Consider the following 23,964-nt stretch of genomic DNA (forward strand, 5'->3'; position numbering starts at 1 on the left):
TCCGCATGCAACAAAGACTACAAAATGAATATAAGGTCCAACTAAAATCCATGGATTTTAGCACTCAAGAGAATCAACCAGTTGGGGCATGGTCCCCTATCCCATTAAAGGCGGAGAAGGACCCATATATGTATAGTTCTTGGAGTCTCATTTTTACTGGCATTATCAGCAAAATCAGTGCAGACCCACATTATCCACTTCCATTTTTAGCTAAAAACGGATTACATTCGGTCATCCTGTACTTGCCTTTTCTATGTTGGTCAAACACTTATTCTTTTCCGAAAATGTACGCTAACTTTAGTTCAATCATTGTCGTTAAAGCAACGGATTCACTCCGACTCGTCTTCCTTTTGTTCAGACTCATCAAAGGCTTTAAAGTAGGAACCGACCTCTAGATCGATGACTCCCTTTACCTCGGGATCCAATTGGCTGATAATGGATGGATAGTGTATCATTTTCTCAGATAGAGTACGACTTGTCGCACTAACTTCAAATCCATCATTCATGTACATAACAATATGGTATTTATCCGTTTTAGTCGGGTCATGGTGAATTTCGGAAATAGCATTTTGTATGGCCACAGGAAGCTTGTCCAGTTCCTCCAAAAGTAACTTTAATGCTTTACCCTCTTTGAAACCAATTAAAACAGGGGCAAATACTGGATTTTCACCACTCTCTAACTCTTTTAGGATGTCACCGTTTTCCAATATCGGAGCAAATTTACCATTCATGGATAAATAGGCAATTCTAGTATGCTCAGAAACCGTTATTTTAACGGAATTAGGAAAAACAGGTACAACACTGGCACTTTTTATATCCGGATTTTTTTTTATGTTGGCGGCAGTCTCTCCCGTGTCAACTTTCCAGATGCTTCGGTCTTTCTTGATGTTACTTAATTTAACAATTTGCTTAGAAGTAATATACTGGTTTCCCTCTACCTTTATGGACTTCACATAGCTTAGCGGGGATAAAAAATATAATACACAAGCAACCAAAATGAAGAAAAGGGAAAGCAAAAGAACAAGTCGTCTATTTGCTTTGCTCTTTCTAATTTGCTTTAGCTTAGGAATGCGGTCCTCAATGGAAACGATTTTCCCCTTTTCCACCTATTTCACCTCTTCCTAAAATGGATGATTGGTGACACTCACCAAAAAATAAGAAATAGAATTTTTCAAGTAACACATTATACCACAATATTTGGATATAAAGAATGAATATCCTATTGTTTTCTCCCGATGATTTCTACTTCTGTTTCCAATTCAATTTCATACTTGCTATATACCGTATCCTTCGCGTGTTGAATCAGAGCTTCCACGTCTGCCGCACTTCCATTACCAGTGTTGACGATGAAGTTTCCATGCATAGGGGAAATTTGGGCCCCGCCTATCGAATGACCCTTAAGGCCAGCATCCTCCACTAACCTTCCTGCATGTCTTGGCAGTGGATTCCTGAAAATGCTTCCAGCACATGGCAAGTTATATGGTTGGGTATCTTTACGATAGTTTTTGTTATTCTGCATTCTCTCGACGATTTCACTTCGGTTACCCTCTTCTAATTGGAAGATGGCCTCCAGCACGATACCAGGTTTTTTCTTTTGAAGGAGAGATGTTCGATACGAAAACTCCATTTCCTCCTTAGAAAGCCAAGCCAAGGTTCCATCTTCAAATAGGACATGCACTTGCTTAAGGATGGCACTCATATCCGAATCGTGTGCACCTGCATTCATATACACAGCACCACCAACGGAACCTGGAATTCCACTGGCAAACTCCAGCCCGGCATATCCCTTTTTACTAATCTTCACTGATAAACTTACAAGGGAAACACCAGCTCCAGCCTTCACTTCCGTCCCATTGATTTCAAGATGATCCAGACCTTTACCTAACTTCAGTACCACACCTTCGATTCCATCATCGCTGACAAGGAGGTTTGAACCTCTTCCTATTGCTCTCCATGGCAAATTATTATCTTTGATGACCTTCATCGCTTTTTCAATATTTTCAATGGAGGATGGCTCGATGAATAGATCCGCGGGTCCACCAATTTTCATTGTCGTATGATTAGCAAGTGGCTCATGTTCCAGTATCTTGCCGATTTGCATGTCGGTTAATTGTTGTATCGCTTTATCCATGATTAACCTCCTTGTGCACCTAGATTTTAACATTATAAGTTTCATTTCCCCACCGTAATGAGGCCTCTAATTATGCAATATCAAAAACACTATTTTGTTTAACTTGAAAATGAGCAAGAGTAAGCGCCTCTTCGGTCGAACCCTCTTATACTATAGTCTAAACAAGGCCGTATTGCCAATATTTATTGTAGATATCCCCACATTCCTCTTTGGTAATATTTAAGCACCATTTCATTTTTTTCAAAATCTTCTCATACGGGGCCGGGCAAATCACCGGCAACCATTCCAATCCATCCATTCCACCAAAAAAGAAGCCCGATTTTATGACGGGCTTCCTCTTTAAGAAATGTATATCATCTTGCTTTAAAACCTTGAATACCGACTGATATTCAGCAGTACGCCAATGGCCATCAACATGAGTGTCAGGGAGGAGCCACCATAACTTAATAGCGGCAAGGTGATACCGGTAACCGGCATTAAACCAGTGACCACGCCAATATTGATCATGACTTGAATAGCTACCATTGCAATGATCCCGACCGCTACCAGGCTACCGTATAAGTCTGGCGCACCAAGGGCGATTCGTATCCCACGCCATAGCATGAGAGCGAATAATAAAATCACAAGTGAACCTCCAATGAACCCTAATTCTTCAGATAGTATCGCGAATATAAAGTCGGTTTGCGGTTCTGGTAAATAGAAAAACTTTTGACGACTTTGTCCTAATCCGAGGCCGAACAACCCACCGGGGCCGATTGCATAAAACGACTGGATCATTTGAAATCCACTTCCGAGCGGGTCTTCCCAAGGATCGAGGAAGGAGGTAATCCGTTTTATCCTATATGGGGCCGATAAAATAAGGCCGACAAAACCAGCTACTCCGAGTAGGGCTAGGCCAACAAAATGGCTGATTCTCGCACCTGAAATAAAAATCATCACGATACATGTTCCCACCATCACTGTTCCTGTACCGAGATCAGGCTGTAACATGATAAGCCCAAATGCTAAAAATACAATGCCCAACGATGGCATCATCCCTTTTTTAAAGGAAGTGATCAGTTTTTGTCTTTCCGATAAGAACTTAGCTAAAAAAGCAATCATCGCTAACTTCATGAATTCGGACGGCTGTACGGAGAAAGCTCCCACACCAATCCAACTCCGGGACCCGTTTCTTGCCATCCCGATACCTGGTACCAAAACGGCCACCAGTAAGATGAAGCAGATAATAATTAGCAATTTGGCCCAAGTACGCCATGTCCAGTAATCGACATTCATGATAAAAAACATGGCTACGACACCTACACAGGCAAACAGCAACTGTCTTTTAGCAAAATAAAAGGAGTCATCGAATTTATAGTCTGCCCAAATTGCACTGGCGCTGTAAACCATAACTAAACCTATTGTCAAAAGGCTTAAGGTGACGATAATGAGAATAAGATCAGGATTGGATTTTTTTAATGGCACGGACATCCACCTCTAGGAAGTTTTTCGAGCCTGTACGAATATAAAACACTACCTGATATGCCACTTTTTTAGCGGCACTTAAGTCAAAAAAAGCGATAACGGCTCATTATCGCTTTTTTTTCAAGGTGTCAACGTAGAAGCAGGTTCACTTCCTTCTGCGAAAGCTCTTACTTAAGTTTATGCACAGCCTCCATAAACATGTCTCCTCTTTGTTCAAAAGTTTTATATTGATCCCAGCTTGCACAAGCAGGAGAGAGGAGGATGCAGTCGCCTTCATTCGATAAATCAAAAGCAACAGGTACAGCCTTTACTACATTATCGACACGTTTTATATGGGTTATTCCTAATTCTTTAGCTATCCGTTCAATTTTCTCTGCCGTTTCACCAAATGTGATGACCGCTTTGACGTGTTTCATAGCCGGTTTCAACTCGTCGAATTCATTACCTCGGTCCAATCCGCCAGCCAACAAAATAACCGGTTCAGTGAATGAAGTAAGCGCCTTGGATGCTGCAAGGATATTCGTCGCTTTGGAATCATTATAGAATTTACGTTTTTCAATCGTTGCAACATATTGCAGACGGTGCTCCACACCGCCGAAAGTCGTCAAAACAGTATGAATGGCCTCATTAGACACACCCTTCAACTTCACTGCAGAAATAGCAGCCAGCACATTTTCCAAGTTGTGTTTTCCCGGGAGGGCAATATCCGAAACGGCAATCACTTTTTCACCGCGAAAATACACCGCTCCGTCTTCTACATAGGCCCCATTCTCATACTTCACTTCTGTAGAAAATGGTACAAGTTCTGCCTTCGTCTTCTTGGTCATGTTTTTAACATCCACTTGATCTGCATTGAAAATCATGAAATCAGAAGCCGTTTGATTTCTTGCAATCGCCGCTTTCGCCTCAGCATATTCTTGTTTGGAACTATGATAATCCAAATGGGCATCATACAAATTCGTCACGATTGAGATTTCTGGCCGGAATTCTTCAATTCCCATCAATTGGAAGGATGATAATTCAATGACGATCGTATCTGCAGCTGTTGCCTTTTCAGCAACACCGGATGCTACCGTTCCAATATTTCCAGCAATAAGTGGTGACTTCTTACCAGCTTGCATCATTTCGAATATTAACGTAGTAGTGGTCGTTTTCCCATTTGTACCCGTGATTCCCAAAAATGGTGCTTCACTGATTTGGTAAGCGAGTTCTACCTCTGTGATGACCGGAATGCCTTTCTCCAATGCACCCTTAACAAGCGGGTTGCTATAAGGAATGCCTGGGTTCTTCACAATGAATTCGAATCCCTCATCCAATAGCTCAATCGGGTGGCTGCCACAAATGACTTTTATCCCTTGTTCAAGAAGCCCTTGTGCTTCCGGATTTTCCGATAGTGGCTTCATATCATTGACTGTTACGAACGCACCTAATTTATGTAGAAGCGAAGCTGCCGTGACTCCGCTTTTTGCCAAACCTAATACCAAAACTTTTTTCTCTGAGTATTTTTCTGTCTCTTTCAATTTATATCCACACCTCTAAATAGATTCCGAGTACCGCACACAATAATCCAACTGTCCAAAACGTCACGACCACGCGCCATTCAGACCAGCCAGAAAGCTCATAATGATGATGAAGCGGGCTCATTTTAAAAATACGCTTACCTCTAAGCTTAAACGATCCTACTTGTAAAATGACGGATAGAGTTTCAATGACGAAGACTCCACCAATAATGACCAACAGCAATTCAAGTTTGGTTAATAGAGCAATCGTAGCAATCGCTCCCCCTAAGGCTAGCGATCCTGTATCCCCCATAAACACCTTTGCTGGGTGGGCATTAAAGACTAGAAAGCCTAAGACTGCGCCGACGATTGCCACTGAGAATATAGCCACATCGTATTGTGACTGGCTCCAAGCAAGTATGGCAAAAGCACCGAAAGCAATCGCGGACGTTCCTGAAACGAGACCATCCAATCCATCAGTCAAATTGACGGCATTAGAAAAACCTACCAACCAGAAAATCACGATAATTAGGTACGCCCAACCAAAATTAATGGAAAAATCAGTACCTGGAATCGTCAATTCAGGGTTGAAGCCGTCAGTCTGTTTGAAAACGAAGTAAAAAATGACGGATATCACGATTTGGCCTAGAAGTTTTTGCTTTGAAGTCAAGCCTAGGTTCCGTTTCATGACGACTTTGATAAAATCATCCAAGAACCCTAGTAAACCAAATCCTAAGGTAACGAATAATAATAAGTACGTTTCAGTGGATGGTTCTGAAAATTTAAATGTCATAACTAATGTGGCGATGGTGACTGATAATAGAATCACCAATCCGCCCATAGTAGGCGTTCCTGTCTTCTTTAGATGGGATTGTGGGCCTTCCTCCCTGATACTTTGCCCAAATTTCAGCCTTCTTAAAAACGGTATGAAGATTGGTGATAGAAGAACCGTTACTAAAAATGCCATCAAAATTGTATAAAAAATTACTTGTTCCAACATTCCTACTCCCTCATTCCTAACACAATTCAAATATACATTATCCTTGTTGCTATTTCTTTGTTTGGCGGGCGTGAATTAATTTGCACCCAATTTTGTTTGAATTGCTTTTTCTGCTTCTTCACGATCATCAAAGTGAAGGATGGCATCTCCGACCAATTGGTAAGTTTCATGCCCTTTTCCTGCAATTAAAATGACGTCTCCCGCTTCGGCTTTTGAAACGGCATACTCAATCGCTTCTCTTCGGTCCACTATCACCGTATATTCTTCTCCTTCAACTCCCGCTTCCATATCACGAAGGATTTGCAGTGCATCCTCGCTGCGCGGATTGTCGGAAGTGAAAATAGGGTCAGTTGCCAATCTGCAGGCAATCGCTGCCATGATGGGCCGTTTTGTCTTATCCCGATCCCCACCACAACCTACAATCACGAAAATTTTACTTTTTGCAAACTCCCCTACGGTCTTCAAGACATTTTCAAGACTATCTGGTGTATGCGCATAATCAACTATGACGGGGAAATCCTGATTCGCCATAATAAGCTCAAAACGACCGGTAACACCCTTTATTGATTCAATTGATGCTATGGTCTCATCTAGGTTAATTCCCCCACACAAAGCCGCGCCAATGGCAGCAAGGACGTTATAAACGCTGAATTTCCCAATTAACTGCAACTTAACGTTACGTATATCCCTGCCAGCTGTTAAAGTGAAAGTCGTGCCTTGAGCGCCAATCTGTATATCACTCGCCCTAATGTCAGCATCTTTATCAATTCCGTATGTAACAACTGTAGCGGCAGTCGCCTTAATAAAATCGGCTGTTGCTTCATCATCCGCATTTAGGACTGCATATTTAGGGCGATTTTCCAATTGCGCATTGCCCAGCTGGGAAAATAACAATGATTTCGCATGTTTATATCGCTCCATCGTTTTATGGAAATCTAAATGATCTTGCGTTAAGTTAGTGAATACTGCTATATCATAGTCACATCCATGAACACGGCCAAGTTCAAGAGCATGCGAAGAGACCTCCATGATGGCCGTTGAGACACCAGCTTCAGCCATATCATGAAAAGCCTTCTGAAGCGTGACACTGTCTGGCGTCGTATTCTTCGTTTCAAATACTTTATCGACGATTTTTGTATACATCGTACCGATCAAGCCCGTTTTTTTCTTTTGATCTTCGTAAATCTTTTCAAGCAAATGGCTTGTGGTCGTTTTTCCGTTCGTACCGGTGATTCCTATCAGGTTCATCCTTTGGGTTGGGTGACCGTAAAATGCATCAGCGAGAACGGCCATGGCCCTACTTGAGTCACGGACAACAATCACAGGTACATTTAAGTTAAGCTGTCGTTCAGCAATGACAGCTGCAGCGCCATTTTCTACGGCTGATTGGGCAAAATCATGACCATCCACTGTATAACCTTTTATGCAAACGAATAAACTTCCGTCTTTAACTTTACGGTTATCATTTTCAATGGAGGTAATCTCCGGATTTTCTCCTTCATGCGCATCCAAGGAGTGTAAATAAGTTAGTAATGCGTGAAGCTTCATTTTTCCATCCCTCTCAACTTAATTTGAGGATTAATTATATGTGATTAGTTTTGGCTTGTCGAGAAACCAGCTTTTATTATACGGGGTTTAATCGACTCCGTAAACAAAGCGGCTGATTTTTTTCAGCCGCTTTTCACTATTCTTATTTTATACTTATTCTGTTTGTTCGCCAAGATAAATTCTAATTGTTGAACCTTCTTTTAATTTCACTCCTGCATCAGGAGCTTGTTTTATGACTTTATCCCCCTTACCGGCCATGTCTATCTTAAGGTCCAGAAGTTGGGTTTGTAACTCTTTTTTGCTCATTCCAACAACATTTGGTACCTCGATCATCACCGGATCGGTCCAGACTTTTTCTTTTTCAATCTGGTTTTTCCTCGGTTTGACACCCATCGCCCTTAGTGAATCCTCCATGATGTTCCCAACAATCGGGGCAGCGACCACACCACCAAATTGAACGGTCCCTTTCGGATTATCCACAGCGATATACACGACGATTTGGGGATCATCCGCTGGGGCGACACCAATAAATGAGAGTATATAATTATTGTCTAAATATCTCCCGTTCTCGGCTTTTTGGGCTGTTCCTGTTTTCCCCCCGACCCGATACGATTCCACGAAAGCTCCCTTACCGCTTCCTTTTGCCACAACGGATTCAAGTGCTTCCCGAACTTTCTTCGAGGTTTCTTCGGAAATCACCTTTTTTTTCGCCTGTGGGGTTTTCCGCATGACCACTTCCCCCGTTTTCGGGTCGACCAATTCTTTTGCAATATAAGGGGTATATAGTGTCCCTCCATTCACAGCTGCCGATACAGCCGTGACCTGCTGGATGGGCGTGACGGCAACACCTTGTCCAAAAGCCGTGGTTGCCTGTTCAACGGGACCAACACGATCCATATTGAACATGATCCCCCTACCTTCCCCAGATAAATCAATGCCCGTTTTTTGACCGAAACCAAAATCATTTATATATTGGAACAATTTATCTTTACCAAGCCGGTTACCTAGCTCAACGAAACCCGGGTTGCATGAGTTTTCTACGACTTCCAGAAAAGTTTGGTCACCATGACCTCCGCTTTTCCAGCAATGCAATGTAGAACCTGCAACCTCCACATGGCCGGGATCATAAAAATGGTCGTTTTGTAGATTCACCTTTCCTTCCTCTAGAGCAGCGGCAAGGGTGATGATTTTAAAAGTTGAACCTGGCTCATAAATGCTCCATACCGGCAAGTTACGGTTATATACTTCTGCAGGTACATCTTGGAATTTCGCTGGATCGAAGGTGGGCCTGCTTGACATGGCCAGTATTTCGCCCGTCTTCGGATCCATTGCAATGGCTATGAGTCCATCTGGATCATAAGTGGCCTCCGCATTATCCAGTTCCCGTTCCACAATGGTCTGAATTCGGCTATCAATCGTCAGTTTCAAATTATCTCCGTCTACTGGAGCCTTGAAATCATCTGCCATATTCTCAAGTCTTTTCCCTTTTGCATCCGAATAAAATTTCACAAACCCTCTTTCTCCATTAAGTTCCTTATCATATGATAGTTCGATTCCCATCAATCCCTGGTTATCCGAGCCTGTGAACCCCAGTACATGTGATAAGTACTCACCGAATGGGTAATGCCGCTTGGAGTCTTCCGCGATATATATACCTTTTATGCCGAGGGCCTTGATTTCCTTTGCCTTTTCATGAGAAATTTTCCTCCCCTCGGGAATCCTGGCGCTCATCGCCGGTTTGGTTAACCATTCAAAGGCTTTCTCCTTCGTGATATTCAATATGGAAGCTAGCTGTTCAGAAGTTTCACTTGGATTCTCTATTTGTCGTGGGATGACATATACTGTCGGTGCTGAGATGTTCGTTGCCAACTCGACTCCATTTCGATCCAATATTTCACCACGTTTGGCTTCAAAGGGGATATTCCTACTCCACGAATCCTTAGCTAAGCTTGTCAAATCATTTCCTAGATAAAACTGAACGATCCCTAGGCGAATGTCAATGATAAAAAAGACGACTAATCCTATTGCCAATGCGATTGCGAGCCGTTTTCGGACGGTAACATTTGAAACACGCAAAAACAGGCACCTCCATTTCATACATGCTCAATATATATGCTTGTCTACTTGGTGGTAGAATAAAAACATGCAAGAAAAAGAGTGACCCATATGAGCCACTCTTTTTCTTGCATGCTTATTTTACTCTACAGTCGTCTCTTTTGTTGGCGAATCCTTCGGTGGCTTTTCCGGCTGCCTTAATTCGACTTTGAAAGAGTCTCCTTCTTTAACCTTTGTGCCACCTTTAGGACTCTGTTTACCCACATATCCTGTGCCTGACGTATTCAGATTAAGCTTGGCAATGCTAGCTACCTTCATAACATCACGCAGTGACCAACCAGCCATGTCCGGAACCTTCATTGCCCCTTCAGAACGGAGAATAATTTTTTCCCCTTGAAGAAGGGAACTACCCGATTTAGGGGATTGGTCGAGAACTTTCCGTCCCGTTCCGATTACTTCCACTTCATATCCTAACTCCTCGAGTTCTTTAACGGACGAATTAATAGGTTGATCCGTATAGTCTTCAATCTTGTTAGTTTCCTGCTTTTTCAAATCGGATGGCTTTATGTTTAAATACATGAGGCTGTTTTGCATGACCGGGTTAAATATTTCAGAAAGAGGATCAGCTCCTACATAGGAAACACCTAATTTCGGTTGTTTGACAGCCACATATACGACAAGTTGCGGGTCATCGGCTGGAGCCATTCCCAAGAAGGAAAAGAAATAGTTGTCCTTACCTTCAAGATATCGACCAGTCGGCCCAGGAATCTGCGCAGTCCCCGTTTTTCCGGCTACGTCATACCCATCGATCGCGTACTTCTTGCCCGTTCCTTTTTTTGCCGAGACGACCGTTTCTAAATATTCACGAACTTGTTTTGCCGTCTCTGCCGAAATCGGTTCCCCCGCCACTTTCGGTTTGGTCGTTTTCAACACTTTTCCGGTATCTTGATTGGAAATACTTTTAATGACATAGGGTTGCATCATCTTTCCGTCATTAGCTACCGCTGAAGCCGCTTGTATCTGTTGGATTGGTGTGACCGTTGTCCCTTGCCCAAACGCGGTAGTGACTTTTTCCATTTTATACTTATATTGAATCTTGCCTGTAATCTCATTCGGCAGGTCTATTCCCGTCTTTTTATCAAAGCCAAACTTCGTCAAATAGTCGCGGAATGTATCCGCACCTATTTTATCCATGGCTAAGGTTGCAAAAGCGACATTGGAAGACCGTTGAACCCCTTCAAGAAAGGACATGGTCTTGCCTGGCTCGATCCCGCTATGGTCGCCTATGGAACCTGTTGCAGCCTTGTATCTACCTGTTGTAAAACTATCATTGGGATTAAAGACCCCTTCTTCTACAGCCGCTGCTAGAGTAAATGTTTTAAAGGTGGATCCGGGTTCATAGGTTTCTTCAATAGCCAGGTTGCGCCAAGTATCCGTAAGCCCTTCCTTCGTCGTCGGATGGAATGTCGGCCTTTGGCCCATCGCCAATATTTCGCCTGTTTTAGGATTGGAAACGATGGCGATGATTTGTTCCGGTTTATATTTCCCCTGGACTTTATTCATGGAATCTTCCAGGAATGTTTGTATTTTCTTATCGATTGTGAGCGAAACATTATTCCCATTATGGGGAGCTGATACCTTTTCCTCCGCCCCTGGCAAAATCAATCCCCAAAAGTCACTTTCATAGGTCAGCTTTCCATCCGTTTCCTGCAATTCTTTATTAAGGTACTTTTCGATACCGAATTTCCCTGTCATCTCTTCTGTTTCTTCATCCTTTTCTACATATCCAATCAAATGAGAAGCAAAGACCCCATTTGGATAGAAGCGTTTGTTCGTTCTTCCAAACGTGATTCCTGGCAACTCTAATTTTTCGATTTTCTGTTTGGTGTCCTGCGTCAAGTCTTTTCCAGCACTCCCAAACTCCACTTGATACGCCCCTTTTTTTGATAGGCGTTCATAAATGGCCTGTTCATCCATATCTATATATTTAGCAAGCTTACTCGCGGTCATTTCTGGGTCTTTCACCCGTTCGCTTTCTTTTTCGCTCAAGATGGCACGTAAGATATAGGAGGAAGTATCCACAGCGATGACGTCTCCCTTAGTATCTAGAATACTGCCACGTTTCGCTTCAATAACCTGCTCTTTCTCATATTTCTTATCGATTTTTGAAGCAAGTACCTCTCCCCCGGCTGTACCCGTCACACCAATATATAAAAAGCGGCAGATTAATACAAAGAAGAGCAGGCTGAATACGAAGAATAATCCAGCTGCTCCAAGCTTCATATTTTTTTGTTTCTGCATCAGTTCTGCACAACCTTCACGTTATTATCATCCAATCCAAGGCCTAATTTGGCAGCGATTGCCCAAATGCGCTCATATCTACTAAGTTCGTCGACCTGCACCATTAAATCATCATTCAATTTACCTTGTTCTTCAATGGTCGCTTCAACCTGCTGGATTTCTTTATTCGTTTCATAAATGGCAGCTTGATTGGAAACTATCTTCACACACGCAAAGGTAATCATGATAGCAATGGTGCATAGTAATAACACTTCACCAATCGATATTTTCGCTTTACGGATGACAACAGTTTGCTGGGATTGTTGCTGTTGATCTTCATATTGCTTTTCTTGTATTTTTTTTGCTATGGCACTCATTCATGCTCCCCCTTACTGTTTTTTTCTGTAGTTTACTGTTTTTCGGCAATCCTTAATTTCGCCGAGCGTGATCGGTTATTACCTTCCAGTTCTTCTTCCGAAGGTAAAATCGGTTTTCTTGTAATTAATTTCAGAGTCGGTTTGAATTCATCAGGGATGATCGGTAGGCCATGCGGAAGATCTGGTAGAGCGCTGGCTTTTTTAAATACCGTCTTACATATCCGATCTTCCAATGAATGGAAAGTGATGACAGATATTCTTCCCTCGGGATTCAAAAGGGATATCGCTTGTTCAAGGGAATCCTCAAATACGCCCAATTCATCATTTACAGCGATTCTGATTGCCTGGAATACTCGTTTCGCAGGGTGTCCACCTTTACGTCGGGCCGGGGCAGGAATTCCTTCTTTAATTAATTCCACTAACTCAAATGTCGTTTCAATCGGTTTTATTTCACGGGCCGCTTCTATTTTCCGGGCAATTTGCTTGGAGAATTTCTCTTCCCCATACTGGAAGAAAATCCTGAGCAAGTCATGGTAAGACCATGAATTCACCACATCATAAGCTGAAGTCGCCGCACTTTGATCCATCCTCATATCCAGTGGAGCATCGTGATTGTAGCTGAATCCACGTTCAGGTGTATCTAGTTGTGGAGAGGACACACCTAAATCATAAAGGATCCCATCTACCTTATTGACTCCACGAGCATTCAACTCTTCTTGAAGATATTTAAAATTATTAGGAACAAGTACGACACGGTCCCCATAGCTTTCTAATTTAGCTTTAGCATTCTGAATCGCCGTTTCATCCTGATCAAAAGCATACAATCTGCCTTTGTCAGAGAGCTGTGACAGCAAGTATTCGCTGTGACCTGCTCCTCCTAAAGTACAATCTACATAAATTCCATCAGGTTTGATGTTCAAGCCATCAACCGTCTCTTTTAATAACACTGTTGTATGTTGAAACATGTTAGACATCCTTCCAATCGGTAATTGAGTCACTCTATTCGAGGGCAGCCTTAAATTTCAAAGCCAATCATATTTTCTGCTATCTCAGCGAAAGAATCCTCTGAAGCTGAAAAATAGTTTTCCCAAAGGGATTTGCTCCAAATCTCAATTCGATTGGTAACACCAAGAATTACACATTCTTTTTCCAATTGGCCATATGAAGTAAGCGGCGTGGGAATATTAATTCGCCCTTGCTTATCAATTTCGCATTCTGTTGCAGCGGAAAAGAAAAAACGGGTAAAGGCACGAGCGTCTTTTTTGGTTATGGGCAGGGCTTTCAGCTTCTCTTCCAATAGCTTCCACTCATTCATAGGATAACCAAATAGGCATTGATCGAGTCCGCGGGTAAGCACAAATTGTTCCCCTAGGTTGTCCCTGAATTTCACCGGGACAATCAGACGGCCTTTTATATCGATGTTATGATGGTACTCTCCCATGAACATACCCACTACCCCCACATTCTAATCTCAATGTACCACATTCCCCCACCTTTCTCCACTTGTTTTTACTTTCGCCTTTATTGTAAAAATCCCCTTCTTTTACATAGAAGTTTATTTAGCCAATATTCTTATCGAAAACCTCTCTTCTTCTCGAATGGTCACAAACTAAGAGAGTGTTCCTCTTTTCCTGTCGAAAGTTTTCGGAAAACAAAAAGAAGACAGGCGAATCACCTGTCTTTAATCTTCTTTATATCCTCCACTTTTCTCCACCGCGGAGACCTTACAAGTAAATCAGTTTATGCTGGTTATTAAACTGATAGTCCAGTTTCATGATTTCCTTTATAAAATCGGGTCCATATTGATTCAAGTAATAAAAAACATTCCAGGTTCTCTCTTGGGGAGATTCCAAAGGATACAGCGAATTGGCGATACGTTCGTATTTTTTCAAGACGAACGAGTGACGTTCTTTCGTCCGTTCCCCAATCTTACCGTTCATGAATGCTAGTTGTTTCTGAATGAATTCAATATTTTTATTTAGAATCGGTTCAAGCCCCTTATCCAATGAAACAGCATGCATCGATAACTTTTGATGGTTCTCTTCAAGTTGGGATTTCATCGTCTGGAATAAGTGATCGACCGTTTCATCTTTCACAGAATCGAGATAACGCTGTACGGTTCTTCCCGTCCCTTCGGTTAGCACTGTCTTCAACGTTATTTCCGTTTCATCCAAGTCCGTCTGGATACCCCGCTCAACGATAGTTATATTCAATCTTGGGATGATGGGTGGCATCTTCATAGCAAATAGTTCAAATGCTCGTTTCAATTCTGCCCAATAGGCAATTTCACCCGGTCCAGAAATGAAGGCTAGAACGGGAAAGAGCATTTCCTGCATGAGTGGGCGCGTAACGACATTATTACTTAATTGCTCTGGATGGGTTTTCGCCATTTGCAAGAGTTCCTGCTCCGAGAAAGAGAGCTCACCATTTCTGGCAGTGAACCTGCCCTCCGACCGTTTAAGTAAGCAGCGATCTTTTTTGGCAGTATCGTAATAAAACAGATTGGCTGGCTGTTCTCCCATTTCAATCATTTTGGAATAACCTTGTTCTTGCATGAAAGTTTGTTGCTTTCCAACCTCTTCCGCAATCTTTTCGCTTTTTCCTATCAACGACTCAAAAAAGCCTGTTTCTAATTTTCTAAGGGCTGGATCACCTGCGTCAACAAGCAAGAGGCCATAATCTTGGAACCATTCGTGAATCAAACGAGCAAAAAAGTCGACGAATGTATTCGATTGCTTAACGGTTTCCTTCATATCAATAAGGAGTTTATTCGTAAAGGCGGTTTCCCCATATGTTTCAATGATTTCTTCGAACCATTGCTCCATCTTTTTTTCATAGATTTCTATATCTGTGATCATGGTCTTGAAAGGCTGATAAGAAGGATAAGATTTTTTATCCGGTTTACCATTTTTCATGACATACACATGGTTGACCTCAGCTAAGTCATGATCTTCACCAGCTATCCAAAACACAGGAATGACCGGTTTTCCCAGTGACTTCCTTTGTTCTAGTGCAAGCTTGATGATTGAAATCACTTTATGTATCGTATAAAGGGGACCAGACAACAAGCCCGCCTGCTGTCCTCCAACGACAACGACCGAATCATCACGTCGTAATTCTTCAATGTTTTTATTAACAGCCTCACTGCTTGAAAAACGAGACATATATGTCTGTATGTAATTCGATAATGCTTCTCGTGAAAAAGTCCTGTTCATCAGCTCTTGATATCTATTGCGATAGATGTCCGGGTTGGACAAGTCATAGTGAAAATAATCTTCCGTTTCAAGCTCGCCCTGTAAATAGTCCGATGCGAAACGGTTTAATGATGGTAACGCGAGATCTTTCATCTCCATGTATGTTCTCCCTTTCTCTGCAACTACAATTCTTTTTAGAGTATAACATTCTGTTTTAAGAAAACAAAAAATGTTGCCCAGGAGCAGAAAATTGATGCTTTGCCATTCATTATGCAGTAAAGATTCTAGTAATTCTCGTAATAAATCCTATAGAAAATAAAAGAAGGTACGCGCAAAAAAAGAATGCGAAGTTCACTCTCCAAAATCCTTTCAATACTTTTTGAAAAATGATTTCTCCTTTAACTTGATAATGGACAAGAACAACAACGAATGCATTGGCTATCATGATGAGCATGATCACCCAAAAAATATGTATGTCCCAAATTGTCACTATTAAATAATGGACCGATAATACAAAAAACAAAGTACTCATATCCATGGCAAATTGAACGGAACGCTTATGGTTCCTTGTGAATTGCTTGGCACTAATAAAAAATATGACATAACCTATAAATGGAAGTGTAATGAAAATCGCGGCAAGACTTGAAACAAAGTTTGGCATACCCTCATCCCCCTTGGAACTCTTTTCCTTTGATCATTGCATAAAGAGAAGACGTTAAACATGCCTTTTTCTCTTTTCTTATTGCCTCCGAAATGATATAACCTAAGATTGCGTCGATTTCCGTTTTTCTTCCAAGTTCAATATCTTTCAGCATGGAAGATCTATTTTCTGAGGTCTTCGAACACACGGATTTTACGTGGTTAAAAGATTCCTCTGCATCTGGTAATTCCAGTACAGACGATATTTCAGCAAATAGTTCCTGGAATAATCGGTAATAAAACGGATTACTGATCAAACGCCCATTTTCCACTTCCAATAACGCGGTCAGAGGGTTGATTACAGCGTTAACGATTAACTTATCCATTAGCATGGCATGGTAGTCCTCACACTTACGGAATGGAAAATAGTCGTTGTTCGCATCCAGAAAAGGAAGTACATTCAAGTTCCCCCTGAAAGACGCAACTCTGGTTATACCAAACCCGGTATGTTCCACTGTATTCGGGTCGAGCTTCAACGCCCCATGTTCCACCACACCAACACAAACGGTCGCTGACTTCAACTCCTTTAAATAAGAAATGTGCCCATAGCCGTTCTGCAAAAACAACAAAGGTACATCCATCCCCTCGATCACTGGCAGGACTTGCGGTATATGATACTGTTTAACCGCGACTAGGATTATCTCTTCTCCCCTTATTCCACTTTCGATTGCGTTGGATGTTATATTTCTTTTCCTGGTCACTCCATTCACGATGCAACGGAGACCCTCACTATTAATACATGATGCCTGTTCCTCTGTACGTGTATAAATCGTTACAATGTGCCTCTCACTTAAATAAGAGGCGAATAACAATCCGACGGAGCCGCCTCCAATTACGCCGATTTTCATATTACCCTTCCTAACTTTTCTCATATACTGACTATTTTAACACATTTTCTTTTTTCACTACCTTGCATTTTCCATATCAAGGTGGACCAACAAAATGCTACAAACAAATCGTTATCACATTTCCGTCTTTCAACAGCTAATTGCACAAAAACATAGAGAAGTATAAATACGCCAGCCATGGGTATAACTCCTTCTTCACGAGCTAAATTAATGGTATATTATATATGAAAAGTCGTGGATTCCTTAAAGTTTTTAAACATGAACGAATGATACCCTATCTTTATTCTTTGATGATCGATATAAAGAAAAGGAAAGGGATAATGATCAAACGGCTTGTTAGACTCGATTTAGTGAGGAAAGGTTTTAAATGGTGACTGTAGTTAGGGTTACTTGTTGATTTAAAAGCATGACGGGAGTAGTTTATCAGAATGAGGGGGAGTTTTATATGGAATACAAGGTGGAACGGTTACTTGTGAATTTTAAGACGCTTGAGGAGTTCAAGAAGTTCAAGGAATATGGGATGCAAGAATTATCCATGCTCGATGATTTAGAGGGAAATATCATTGAGAACGACAGTCAATCGCCTTTCTACGGCATCTTTTATGGTGACATGTTGGTTGCTAGAATGAGCCTATACAAAAAAGATGCTAAATTCGACCGATATTTTGATAAAACAAAAGACTTTCTTGTCCTCTGGAAGCTCGAAGTTCTTCCCAACTACCAAAACAAAGGATACGGCAAAGCTTTAGTCGACTTCGCCAAAAGCTTTAATATGCCAATCAAAACGAATTCCAGGGTACACTCCCAAGCGTTCTGGGAAAAGATGGGCTTCTCTCCCGCATCCTATGAAATGGATCGTGACTACGGAGAAAATCCTTTGATTTGGACCCCCATTGAAAAACAAGATGAAATCATAGATACGCAAGAATAAATGAAAAATGCGGGCGGATTTTTTCCACCCGCATTTTTCATTTATTTACCCTTTCCAAGTTACCGTTCTTATCCATTTGAAAACTCACCTTTGGATTTAACTTTTCATCTTCTAGGACACTGAGTTTTCTAGCCCGCTCCATAATTTGCATGAGAGCCCGATAATCTTCTTCCACTACTCTTAAATTATCCCGTAATAACTCATTCTCTTCCCGAAGCCTTTCATTTTCCTGTTCAAGATTATAAGAATGCCGTGCATTCCTTTCCATTTCTTCCCTATCAATTTTAAAGGTTTCATCCACCTTCGTTAAATATGAAATAACGTCTTGGAGAGGAGTAGATGGCGATGATGGCAATTCCCTTTTCCACTCAGCTGCTACCTCTTGTTCGTTCGGGACTTCTTCATTCTCAACAGCTTCCCCTTCGAAACCATTATCCCGAATGGCCTGTTCTTTTCTCTGCTTTTTAGCCAACTCAATTCCTGACTTATATTGCTTTCTGACAAAAGAATTCCAACGAAAACCGCAGGCTGCAGACGTTCTTGTTAACTGTTTCCCCACTTCTTCAAATGCCTTCAGCTGCGTACTGCCTTCCCTAATATGCCTTAGCACCACTTCAGCCAACAATAAATCCTCGTCCTGTGTCCATGCATCTTGTCTCGCAATCGTCATCTCTCTACCTCCAAGCAAGTTTTACTTCATGATATGCACTTGATAGGAAAGATAGACGGAATATAGAAGCGATAAAGATTTATTTTTTTTTATTTAAAAAACGGCTGACCGCATCATGATGGGCTTCCGTTGCCCATAGTTTGGAACATTCACGGATTTCCGCATCCATTCTTTCTTTCAGGCCTCCATCTTCCCATTTCTTAACCAGTATTTTTTTATAAGCCATTAAAACCCCGGGTTCATGGCGTAGGAAATGTTGGGGAAATCCTTCCCCGTCTTCCATATCAATTATCTCGTCTATGAAACCAAATTCCTTTGCATCCTCGGAGCTATGTACTTTAGCATCAAGCAGTAACTTCATCGCTTTTTGTTCCGGAAGTTTTTCAAACAAGAGTGACGCTGCCCCCCAGCCTGTTGTTATCCCTAGCGTTCCCTGAACAAACCCTAACTTTATCCCCTTTTTCGCCAATCTGAAATCACAAGCCGTGGCAATTTCACACCCGCCTCCAACAGCGCTTCCGTTGAGTAGGGCAATTGTAGGTTTCGGAAAGATCGCCAGTTCATACAGGATTTTCCCCATCCTCGATAGCATGGCAAAAGCCTCTTCCTCTGTATAAAGATTTTGAAATTCACTTAAATCGCCCCCCGAGCAGAAAGCCTGAGAGCCCTCTCCCGTCAAGAGTAATACTTTGACATCCTTATCACTAGCCGCTTGTGATAAAGCTATTCCTAGTTCATCCATCAACTGAAAATTAACCGCATTTCTTTTCTCAGGTCTATTAAATGAAATCTTCAAGTATCCTTTTGCATTCTTTTCAACGATTAATGTGTTATACACGTGAACACCTTCTCCATGTCTCTATTTATTCTAAATATTCAATTAAATTAATTTGTAAAAAAAGCGCAGAGATTTATCTCTGCGCTTTGATTAGCGTGTTGCATAATCAAGAAAGCAATGCTTTCGAGTAGGTCAAGAAATTATTTTGCGACAACTTCTTTTCCTTTATATGTTCCACATTCTTTACACACGTGATGTGAAAGAGTCATTCCACCACAGCTCGGGCATTCTACCATACCAGGTACTTGAAGCTTGAAGTGCGTACGACGTTTTCTTTTTGCAGTTTTCGACGTTCTTCTAAAAGGTACAGCCATTATTCCCACCTCCTTAAAAAATATAAAAAAGCTGGAAAAATCGGATTAGCGATTTTTCGTTCCAATTAAGATTCTTTATTGTTGTCAAAAAAGTCGGCAAGCTTTGCAAATCTAGGATCAACCTTATGTTTAGTTTCTTCTTCAGAAATAACAGCCCAGTCTTTCCCGGATTGAGGAGCAGCTTCATTAGGATCGACATCCTCACAAAAAACCTGCATCGGAATTTCTAGCAATAAATTTTCTTTAATTACCGGTATAAGATCTACAACATCGCCTTCCACCACAGTAACGTCTTCTCCGTAGAAATGATCGCCATCTGCTTTTAAAAGAAAGGTTTCCTTTGTATCAATATCAATCGGATATTTCACGTCTACCAGTGTACGGGAACAAGGTAATGTTAATTCACCTGTAAGATGTAAGTGAAAAGTAATCTCGGTCGAGTTGATATCAGCTCTTCCTGTTACTCTAATTGGAGAAACGTCGCGTATTTGCTTGTCTCTTTCCTTAATGTCTAAGACATCCACCAATTCATCTAACTGCAAATTTTTGTCCCGAATTTTTTGAAGTTGACTAATTGTCCATTTCATATGAAATCACCTCAAGGCAACAAAAATAATTATAGCTTTCAATTATAAGTTTGTCAATATTTTTTCTTTACACTATAATGTAGTCATCCTAACTGATTTGCCAAGTTTAAAATCATTTCAAACAAAAAATCAGGACGAAACATTCTAGTTCTCTTACTTGAAATACTATTTTAGCACTAAGTTGGAAAAATACAAAGTTTTTCTCTGAGGTGATTGAATGAAATCTTGCGGTTTAGTAGTCGAATATAATCCATTTCATAATGGCCATGCACTCCATGCCAGAGAAAGCAGAAAAAAGACAGAGTCGGATATAGTAGTTGCTGTGATGAGCGGACCGTTTTTACAGCGAGGTGAACCGGCGCTTGTCAGTAAGTGGTCACGAACGGAAATGGCCCTACTGGGTGGCATAGACCTTGTCATTGAACTTCCCTATTCCTTTGCTGTCCAAAAAGCGGAACTATTCGCGAAAGGTTCCATATCCCTTCTCGAATATTTGGGCTGTGACTCCTTCTGTTTCGGCAGTGAAGATGGCCGAATCGAACCCTTCATCGAGGCCCATGGCATTCTATCTGAAAATGCCGAAACATATAACGAAACTCTTAAATCTTTGATGGAAAAGGGAAACAGTTACCCTGCAAGTGCATCAAAGGCATTCCAAGCGATAAGCAAGAACACGGAGATGTTGGATTTAACAAAGCCAAATAATATCCTTGGTAAAGAGTATGTTAGTACGGCCCTATCCAATGGATTCTCGATTGAACCCTATACGATACAACGGGTGGCCGCTGGCTACCATGATGTCCAGCTATCTTCAAGCCCCATCGCGAGCGCTACAGGGATCCGCAAGGCGCTACTAGAACAAAAACAGGAATTAGAGGCAGTGGGGAATTATATCCCCCCTTCAACCTTGCATGGGCTTCAACATTACCTAGCCACCTATCATGCTTTACATGAATGGAATATGTATTGGCCTTTATTGAAGTATCGGATTCTCGCATCCTCCCTGACAGAGTTGGCCGACATCTATGAAATAGAGGAAGGAATCGAGTATCGGATGAAGGAAATGGCAAAGGAAGCTATGAACTTTCATGACTTCATGACCGCCATGAAAACAAAACGCTATACCTGGACCCGAATTCAACGGATGTGTGTCCATATTTTGACCAATACGTTAAAAGAAGACATGATTCATGCCGAGGAACCTTCTTATATCAGGTTGCTTGGCATGAATCATAGGGGGCAAGCTTACCTTCGGAAAGTAAAAAAAGAGTTGCCGGTCCCGCTCATATCCAGGCTTTCATCCTATCAAGATCGTCATATCGATACGGACATGCGAGCTGCACAGGTATATGCAATGGGGCTACGCGAACCTTATCAAACGGCGTTAATGAAGAGGGAGTTTGAAGCTCCAATCATAAAAACCAATTCGTTGGACACATGAAAGGCAAATCCTCTCCCTATCACACAAAAAAGCGCAAAACAGTTAGACTGCTTGCGCTTTTTTTCATTTTTTCGTTTCCTTGATCTTGGATAAATACTCTAATGCGTCATCAAAACTATCCACGGGGATGATTTTCATTTTCGTTTTAATGTCCTTCGCTGCTATCATCGCCTCTTCATAGTTCGACCCTGACGCGCCATTTTCATTAGGGGCAAAAAAGATTTCGGCTCCGGAATTATCAGCTGCGACAATCTTCTGCTGGATTCCGCCGATTGGACCAACCGTCCCATCATCCGTTATGGTTCCTGTCCCCGCTATATCGTAGCCTTTTGTAATATCCCCCTCTGTTAATTGGTTGTAAATTTCAAGGGAGAACATCAATCCAGCTGAGGGCCCACCAATTTGATCCGTATCGATCGTAACGGTCGGCTTCGTGATAACCTTACGATAATCATCAAGGGAGATGCCTATTCCTACCCTACTGGAATCATCCTTGAATGTTTTTAAAGGAATCGTGACCTTTTTCTCTTCACCTTCCCTTTTAAACACCAAATCAATCTCATCTCCAGCTTTCTTACCATTGATATAGTCCATGAACTCTTGGGCTGACTTGAATCTCACACGATCGACTTGTATAATCTGATCTCCCGCCTTCAATTCCTTCGCTGCCGGCATTTCTTCGAGTACATCCAGAACATATACACCTAAGTATTGATAATCTACCTCTTTGCCCGCTTTATCATAAGCAATCTTAATTGCGTTATTTTTAGACCCGTCCATTAAATGCAACTGCCTGACATTATATTCTTCGTCTGTTTCATCTTGACTACGAATCGAGGTCTCCGGATAAATTTCCTGGTACTTACTCCACTTAGCTAATAAATAGGAGTAAATATTCGCCTTCCCCATCCTTACGGTAGTCAACATGAAGCTCCCTTGCTCTTCGTCCGCACCCGATACTTGAATAATCGGCTCCAATTCTTTAGCCATTCCTGGTTTCGTCACATAATATGGGAGAGAATATAGCGCCGAGGCTATAAGGAGTATAGCGGCCACCAGGATAGTGCGTACAAACATTTTACGATTCATCTACATAAGACTCCTTCCAAGCACTAATACTTTGCTTAATCTGATCTACCTTATCCCTAGCAGCATCTTCTCCAATACTAATTATTTCCTGTATATTTGTAAATGCCTTTGAACTGTATTTTTCCACTCTCGGTCGGATCATGACATCCGAGGCAACTACTCTACTTTCGACCAATTCCATTTGCAAGATGTCGAGACTTTGCATGATAACGTCATATATCGAATTTATTTCTACGTCCTGTTTCACATGTGCAACATCCACAGCAATGATAATATCCGCTCCCATTTCCTTTACGACCGAAACCGGGACCCTATCAATTACCCCTCCATCGACAAGGAGTCGATCTCCAATTTTCTCAGGAACGAAAATTCCCGGGACCGAGATACTGGCTCTTACCGCAGGGGCTAGCGGTCCTTCACGAAATACGACCTTTTCCCCCGTCCTGATATCCGTGGCAACAACAGCCACCGGTATATCCAAATCTTCAAGATTCTTGCCGTATGTGAAAACCCGGATTAAATCCTTCGTTCGTTTACCTGAAATAAAGCCCATTTTTGGTATCGTAAAATCCAAGTAATATTTACGTTTAAATGCTCGCGAAAGTGTATAAAGCCTCTCAATATCTGAACCCGCGCCATAAAAGGTAGCCACCATCGCTCCCATGCTGCTTCCGGCGATCATATCTATTGGAATGCCTTCTTTTTGCAACACCTTAATTACCCCAATATGTGCAAAACCTCTCGCTCCCCCCGACCCGAGTGCTAACCCGATCTTTGGATGCGGCATAAAAATCTCCCCTCACTATAAAAGTTCAATTCTTTTCAAAATCGTACTCATACAAAGTTATGGTCTTAAACAGTTTTATAGAAGCATATTGTTTATATTGACAGTAAAACAAGCCAAGCAACAGAAGATTCAGATAACTTCCCGAGCATATAGCCTTTCACTGTATCTATTATCTACATTTTATCATGTTTTACCAGTAGACCCTACGCTAT

At 41.7% G+C, this 23,964-nt stretch carries 22 protein-coding genes; 2 read left to right on the top strand and 20 right to left on the bottom strand.

Features of this window, described 5'->3' with window-relative positions; all coding sequences use genetic code 11:
- Nucleotides 1–329 precede the first annotated feature (329 nt).
- The 14 genes from ACQKL0_RS04665 to ACQKL0_RS04730 all read right to left on the bottom strand — a co-directional run bounded on the left by ACQKL0_RS04665 (nucleotide 330) and on the right by ACQKL0_RS04730 (nucleotide 17,095).
- Nucleotides 330–1,106: a cell division protein FtsQ/DivIB gene (locus tag ACQKL0_RS04665; protein ID WP_427686447.1), complete on the bottom strand. Its 777-nt coding sequence runs from the start codon at nucleotides 1,104–1,106 to the stop codon at nucleotides 330–332.
- A 113-nt stretch (nucleotides 1,107–1,219) separates the two neighbouring features.
- The gene (gene murB / locus ACQKL0_RS04670; RefSeq protein WP_402956204.1) at nucleotides 1,220–2,131 is read right to left on the bottom strand and encodes a UDP-N-acetylmuramate dehydrogenase; all 912 of its coding nucleotides are present in this window, start codon (nucleotides 2,129–2,131) and stop codon (nucleotides 1,220–1,222) included.
- Nucleotides 2,132–2,494: 363 nt separating this feature from the next.
- Entirely contained in the window at nucleotides 2,495–3,595 is a 1,101-nt protein-coding gene (gene spoVE, locus ACQKL0_RS04675; protein WP_427686449.1) for a stage V sporulation protein E, read from the bottom strand.
- A 167-nt stretch (nucleotides 3,596–3,762) separates the two neighbouring features.
- On the bottom strand, nucleotides 3,763–5,115 hold the full coding sequence (murD, locus tag ACQKL0_RS04680) for a UDP-N-acetylmuramoyl-L-alanine--D-glutamate ligase (RefSeq protein WP_427686451.1): 1,353 nt from the start codon (nucleotides 5,113–5,115) through the stop codon (nucleotides 3,763–3,765).
- 1 nt (nucleotide 5,116) lies between these two features.
- A complete protein-coding gene (mraY, locus tag ACQKL0_RS04685) occupies nucleotides 5,117–6,094 on the bottom strand; it encodes a phospho-N-acetylmuramoyl-pentapeptide-transferase (protein ID WP_402868174.1) in 978 nt (325 codons plus the stop codon).
- Between the two features lie 75 nt (nucleotides 6,095–6,169).
- Nucleotides 6,170–7,642: a UDP-N-acetylmuramoyl-L-alanyl-D-glutamate--2,6-diaminopimelate ligase gene (locus tag ACQKL0_RS04690; RefSeq protein ID WP_427686453.1), complete on the bottom strand. Its 1,473-nt coding sequence runs from the start codon at nucleotides 7,640–7,642 to the stop codon at nucleotides 6,170–6,172.
- A gap of 153 nt (nucleotides 7,643–7,795) precedes the next feature.
- Nucleotides 7,796–9,718, bottom strand: a complete 1,923-nt coding sequence (locus ACQKL0_RS04695) for a stage V sporulation protein D (RefSeq protein WP_402868170.1) — start codon at nucleotides 9,716–9,718, stop codon at nucleotides 7,796–7,798.
- Between the two features lie 120 nt (nucleotides 9,719–9,838).
- Nucleotides 9,839–11,998, bottom strand: a complete 2,160-nt coding sequence (locus tag ACQKL0_RS04700; protein WP_402956196.1) for a penicillin-binding protein — start codon at nucleotides 11,996–11,998, stop codon at nucleotides 9,839–9,841.
- Complete coding sequence (gene ftsL, locus ACQKL0_RS04705; protein ID WP_427686455.1) at nucleotides 11,998–12,354, bottom strand: cell division protein FtsL; 357 nt, start codon at nucleotides 12,352–12,354, stop codon at nucleotides 11,998–12,000. Before ftsL ends, ACQKL0_RS04700 begins: the two co-directional genes overlap by 1 nt.
- Before the next feature lie 32 nt (nucleotides 12,355–12,386).
- Nucleotides 12,387–13,319, bottom strand: a complete 933-nt coding sequence (gene rsmH, locus ACQKL0_RS04710) for a 16S rRNA (cytosine(1402)-N(4))-methyltransferase RsmH (protein ID WP_402868164.1) — start codon at nucleotides 13,317–13,319, stop codon at nucleotides 12,387–12,389.
- Nucleotides 13,320–13,369: 50 nt separating this feature from the next.
- Nucleotides 13,370–13,801, bottom strand: a complete 432-nt coding sequence (gene mraZ / locus ACQKL0_RS04715) for a division/cell wall cluster transcriptional repressor MraZ (protein ID WP_402868162.1) — start codon at nucleotides 13,799–13,801, stop codon at nucleotides 13,370–13,372.
- A 277-nt stretch (nucleotides 13,802–14,078) separates the two neighbouring features.
- Entirely contained in the window at nucleotides 14,079–15,707 is a 1,629-nt protein-coding gene (gene bshC / locus ACQKL0_RS04720) for a bacillithiol biosynthesis cysteine-adding enzyme BshC (RefSeq protein ID WP_427686458.1), read from the bottom strand.
- A gap of 109 nt (nucleotides 15,708–15,816) precedes the next feature.
- Nucleotides 15,817–16,209: a DUF3397 domain-containing protein gene (locus ACQKL0_RS04725; protein ID WP_402868159.1), complete on the bottom strand. Its 393-nt coding sequence runs from the start codon at nucleotides 16,207–16,209 to the stop codon at nucleotides 15,817–15,819.
- A 4-nt stretch (nucleotides 16,210–16,213) separates the two neighbouring features.
- Nucleotides 16,214–17,095, bottom strand: coding sequence for a 2-dehydropantoate 2-reductase (locus ACQKL0_RS04730; protein WP_427591072.1), 882 nt, complete (start codon nucleotides 17,093–17,095; stop codon nucleotides 16,214–16,216).
- A gap of 445 nt (nucleotides 17,096–17,540) precedes the next feature.
- Here ACQKL0_RS04730 and ACQKL0_RS04735 point away from each other — a divergent pair, with 445 nt between their 5' ends.
- Entirely contained in the window at nucleotides 17,541–18,026 is a 486-nt protein-coding gene (locus ACQKL0_RS04735) for an N-acetyltransferase (protein WP_402868156.1), read from the top strand.
- 37 nt (nucleotides 18,027–18,063) lie between these two features.
- Here ACQKL0_RS04735 and ACQKL0_RS04740 read toward each other — a convergent pair whose 3' ends face one another.
- The 4 genes from ACQKL0_RS04740 to ACQKL0_RS04755 form a co-directional block, all read right to left on the bottom strand.
- Nucleotides 18,064–18,696, bottom strand: coding sequence for an RsfA family transcriptional regulator (locus ACQKL0_RS04740; protein WP_427686460.1), 633 nt, complete (start codon nucleotides 18,694–18,696; stop codon nucleotides 18,064–18,066).
- A gap of 79 nt (nucleotides 18,697–18,775) precedes the next feature.
- On the bottom strand, nucleotides 18,776–19,534 hold the full coding sequence (locus tag ACQKL0_RS04745) for an enoyl-CoA hydratase/isomerase family protein (protein ID WP_427686462.1): 759 nt from the start codon (nucleotides 19,532–19,534) through the stop codon (nucleotides 18,776–18,778).
- Nucleotides 19,535–19,674: 140 nt separating this feature from the next.
- Nucleotides 19,675–19,848, bottom strand: coding sequence for a 50S ribosomal protein L32 (gene rpmF / locus ACQKL0_RS04750; RefSeq protein WP_402868151.1), 174 nt, complete (start codon nucleotides 19,846–19,848; stop codon nucleotides 19,675–19,677).
- 65 nt (nucleotides 19,849–19,913) lie between these two features.
- On the bottom strand, nucleotides 19,914–20,435 hold the full coding sequence (locus ACQKL0_RS04755) for a YceD family protein (RefSeq protein ID WP_402868149.1): 522 nt from the start codon (nucleotides 20,433–20,435) through the stop codon (nucleotides 19,914–19,916).
- A 217-nt stretch (nucleotides 20,436–20,652) separates the two neighbouring features.
- Between ACQKL0_RS04755 and ACQKL0_RS04760 the strand changes: the two genes are divergently transcribed.
- Nucleotides 20,653–21,876 (top strand): nucleotidyltransferase, encoded by a 1,224-nt coding sequence (locus ACQKL0_RS04760; protein WP_427686464.1) that lies wholly within the window; start codon nucleotides 20,653–20,655, stop codon nucleotides 21,874–21,876.
- Between the two features lie 63 nt (nucleotides 21,877–21,939).
- On the opposite strand, the gene ACQKL0_RS04765 is transcribed toward ACQKL0_RS04760, so the two are convergent.
- Together ACQKL0_RS04765 and ACQKL0_RS04770 are read right to left on the bottom strand one after the other, a co-directional pair.
- Complete coding sequence (locus ACQKL0_RS04765; protein WP_402868146.1) at nucleotides 21,940–22,965, bottom strand: SepM family pheromone-processing serine protease; 1,026 nt, start codon at nucleotides 22,963–22,965, stop codon at nucleotides 21,940–21,942.
- A complete protein-coding gene (locus ACQKL0_RS04770; RefSeq protein ID WP_402956184.1) occupies nucleotides 22,955–23,752 on the bottom strand; it encodes a patatin-like phospholipase family protein in 798 nt (265 codons plus the stop codon). Before ACQKL0_RS04770 ends, ACQKL0_RS04765 begins: the two co-directional genes overlap by 11 nt.
- Nucleotides 23,753–23,964: the final 212 nt, after the last annotated feature.

The sequence above is a fragment of the Peribacillus sp. NPDC097264 genome (assembly GCF_050277925.1).
In the GTDB taxonomy this organism is placed as follows: Bacteria; Bacillota; Bacilli; order Bacillales; family DSM-1321; genus Peribacillus.

Coding starts and splice junctions, on each gene's coding strand:
- ACQKL0_RS04770 (WP_402956184.1), bottom strand. CDS start 23,752: ATGCCGCATCCAAAGATCGGGTTAGCACTCGGGTCGGGGGGAGCGAGA.
- mraY (WP_402868174.1), bottom strand. CDS start 6,094: ATGTTGGAACAAGTAATTTTTTATACAATTTTGATGGCATTTTTAGTA.
- ftsL (WP_427686455.1), bottom strand. CDS start 12,354: ATGAGTGCCATAGCAAAAAAAATACAAGAAAAGCAATATGAAGATCAA.
- mraZ (WP_402868162.1), bottom strand. CDS start 13,801: ATGTTCATGGGAGAGTACCATCATAACATCGATATAAAAGGCCGTCTG.
- rsmH (WP_402868164.1), bottom strand. CDS start 13,319: ATGTTTCAACATACAACAGTGTTATTAAAAGAGACGGTTGATGGCTTG.
- ACQKL0_RS04730 (WP_427591072.1), bottom strand. CDS start 17,095: ATGAAAATCGGCGTAATTGGAGGCGGCTCCGTCGGATTGTTATTCGCC.
- ACQKL0_RS04735 (WP_402868156.1), top strand. CDS start 17,541: ATGGAATACAAGGTGGAACGGTTACTTGTGAATTTTAAGACGCTTGAG.
- ACQKL0_RS04755 (WP_402868149.1), bottom strand. CDS start 20,435: ATGAAATGGACAATTAGTCAACTTCAAAAAATTCGGGACAAAAATTTG.
- ACQKL0_RS04760 (WP_427686464.1), top strand. CDS start 20,653: ATGAAATCTTGCGGTTTAGTAGTCGAATATAATCCATTTCATAATGGC.
- ACQKL0_RS04740 (WP_427686460.1), bottom strand. CDS start 18,696: ATGACGATTGCGAGACAAGATGCATGGACACAGGACGAGGATTTATTG.
- ACQKL0_RS04700 (WP_402956196.1), bottom strand. CDS start 11,998: ATGCAGAAACAAAAAAATATGAAGCTTGGAGCAGCTGGATTATTCTTC.
- murB (WP_402956204.1), bottom strand. CDS start 2,131: ATGGATAAAGCGATACAACAATTAACCGACATGCAAATCGGCAAGATA.
- rpmF (WP_402868151.1), bottom strand. CDS start 19,848: ATGGCTGTACCTTTTAGAAGAACGTCGAAAACTGCAAAAAGAAAACGT.
- ACQKL0_RS04765 (WP_402868146.1), bottom strand. CDS start 22,965: ATGAATCGTAAAATGTTTGTACGCACTATCCTGGTGGCCGCTATACTC.
- ACQKL0_RS04690 (WP_427686453.1), bottom strand. CDS start 7,642: ATGAAGCTTCACGCATTACTAACTTATTTACACTCCTTGGATGCGCAT.
- ACQKL0_RS04725 (WP_402868159.1), bottom strand. CDS start 16,209: ATGCCAAACTTTGTTTCAAGTCTTGCCGCGATTTTCATTACACTTCCA.
- bshC (WP_427686458.1), bottom strand. CDS start 15,707: ATGGAGATGAAAGATCTCGCGTTACCATCATTAAACCGTTTCGCATCG.